Annotated in this window: 4 protein-coding genes; all 4 read left to right on the top strand. The window is 50.8% G+C overall.

Features of this window, described 5'->3' with window-relative positions; translation table 11 throughout:
• Window positions 1-101: 101 nt before the first annotated feature.
• Complete coding sequence (locus QMK33_RS23285; protein ID WP_283567026.1) at window positions 102-716, top strand: IS3 family transposase; 615 nt, start codon at window positions 102-104, stop codon at window positions 714-716.
• 234 nt (window positions 717-950) lie between these two features.
• Entirely contained in the window at window positions 951-1,457 is a 507-nt protein-coding gene (locus QMK33_RS23280) for a CPCC family cysteine-rich protein (RefSeq protein WP_283567025.1), read from the top strand.
• A 132-nt stretch (window positions 1,458-1,589) separates the two neighbouring features.
• Complete coding sequence (locus QMK33_RS23275; protein ID WP_283567024.1) at window positions 1,590-1,730, top strand: hypothetical protein; 141 nt, start codon at window positions 1,590-1,592, stop codon at window positions 1,728-1,730.
• A gap of 21 nt (window positions 1,731-1,751) precedes the next feature.
• The coding region (locus QMK33_RS23270; protein WP_283567023.1) for an RHS repeat domain-containing protein at window positions 1,752-2,156 on the top strand (405 nt) is incomplete at its 3' end.

Here is a 2,156-nt window from a genome sequence, read left to right as displayed (position 1 = left end):
GCCGTCCCCACCAAAGTCTGAATGGCCAAACCCCAGCCCAGGTCTTCGCTCAACCTTCTTTTACCAAAGTATAACCATATTACTTAACAAGCCCCGCTAAACTGTCCAGTTTTTGGGGAGTAGTACACACTACTGACTCCACCCACGGGCTGCGCTGTGCCCCAAACCGCCTGCTTGACCAGCCAAAACCGACGATGGCCAACCAGGTCTGGGTCAGCGACATCACGTATTTACCGCTGGCCAGCGGGCAGTGGGCCTACCTGTGCGCCTTCCAGGATGCCTGCACCCGTCAGGTAGTGGGCTGGCGGGTGCTCGATACCATGCCGGAAGAGTTGGTCACCAGCGCCTTACGCCAAGCCCTGCTGGCCCGCCAACCTGCTCCTGGCCTGCTCGTTCACTCCGACCGCGGGGGGCAGTATTGTGCCAACGCTTACCGGGCCTTGCTCGACCAGCACGGCTGCCTGCGCTCACAGAGTCGCCGGGACGAGTGCCTCGACAACGCGCAGGCCGAGAGCCGCTGGTCGCGGCTCAAAACGGAGGAATTAGGGCCGCGCGAGTGGCCTGTTTTCCGCGACCTGGCGGACGCGCAGTACAGCGTGGCCACTTATTTTGACTACTACAACCACAAGCGTCGCCACTCCGCGCTTGCCTACCAATCCCCACAAGCCTTTTACCTTCAACAACTTAAAAATACCGCCCTAAACTCTCTCGCTTAACTGGACCACCTCAACGAGTACAGATATACGCACAAGTTTTTATCTGTCAATTAAGAAGTTGACAGATAGTAGCTGAAAGCTAGTGGCTTAGGACTTGCAAATGCATTATTATGCTTTAGGCCGAAGCGAAAAGAGATTCACAAGTGAGTCATAATTTAATGCAATTTACTGATAATCAGCACTTAGTAACTAGTTATAGTTTATTACATCATCCTACTTCAAGCTAATTAAAAAATGGAAACCAAGCTTAACAGAAAAGAAGCGATTAAAGCTATTAAAATGTATATGCTTTTACATCTGAACATCGAGGAAAAAGGAAATATTTTACTAGGCGAAGGATTGGATAGTGTAGTCAATGAAGACGAAAGCTGGAATCAAGGCGAGATTTTTAAACATAAAAATAATAAATTAATTGTTGGGCAATTTCAGTTTGGCGCACTAGTTACGAATAAATATTTAGAAGCATTAATTAAAGATTTATACAAAGTTGATATAGAAATAATTGACCAACAGCCGGAAATAAAGCAAGTCGCTAAGTGCATTTGTTGTGGATATAAGGTGGCTTTTGAAAACGAAGAAATTGATATATGCCCTGTTTGCTATTGGCAATATTCATATATTAAAAATGAAGAAAGCTATAGTTCTCCTAATCACTCTTCATTGAAAGATTATCGAGAAAATTTTCAAAGCAAATATGAAAAAGATACGGATAATTTAAGATATAAAATATTCTCGAAGTAAACCCTGCCACTTTACGGAGGACGGCAAGGCAGCCACACCACCGTGCATACCTACGATGTGCGCGGCCAGCGCACCGGGTTGTGCTCATCGCTGGGGGCCGCCTTTGCCTAGCAGCACGACGCACTGGGCAATTTGACTACGGTACGGGCCGGCGCGGTGTGGCAGGCGCAGCTCCGGCACGACGAGCGGGGCCTGGAAGTACAGAGCAGCCTGAGCGACGGCCAGCGCGTGACTGTGGGTTCGCAGCCCACCCGCCAGCGCCGCTACGAGTAGCGGGGAGTTGACCAGCTCCGGATGGTTGAGGATTCCATCAGTGGCCGCACGCGCCACAGCTATGATGCTGCTGGTAGCCTGACGGCCACCACTTATGCAGACCAAACGCAGGAGGTACGCTCGCCGGATGCGGTCGGCAATTTGTTTCGCTCCCCTACGCACAGCGACCAGGAGTACGCCCGCGGTGGGCAATTGCGGGCGGCCAATGGCGCGCGCTACAAATATGATGGGGAAGGCAACTTAATTCGCAAAACAACCGCCCAGGGTCAGGTTTGGCGCTACGCCTGGAACGGGGCAGGGCACTTAGAGGCTATCCGAATAGGGAAAAATCAGTTGTATTTTAGGGGTATGGCTACAGTTCAAGAATTTCGCATTTCGGACACGCTTTGGGCGCGGTTGTCCCCTCATTTGCCCGTCCACGTGCCC

Source organism: Hymenobacter sp. H14-R3, from assembly GCF_030063445.1.
Lineage (GTDB): Bacteria > Bacteroidota > Bacteroidia > Cytophagales > Hymenobacteraceae > Hymenobacter.
This window is presented reverse-complemented; position numbering and strand designations above follow the sequence as displayed.

Excerpts from the sequence above, each read along its gene's own strand:
- QMK33_RS23280 (WP_283567025.1), top strand. The coding sequence starts at position 951 with ATGGAAACCAAGCTTAACAGAAAAGAAGCGATTAAAGCTATTAAAATG.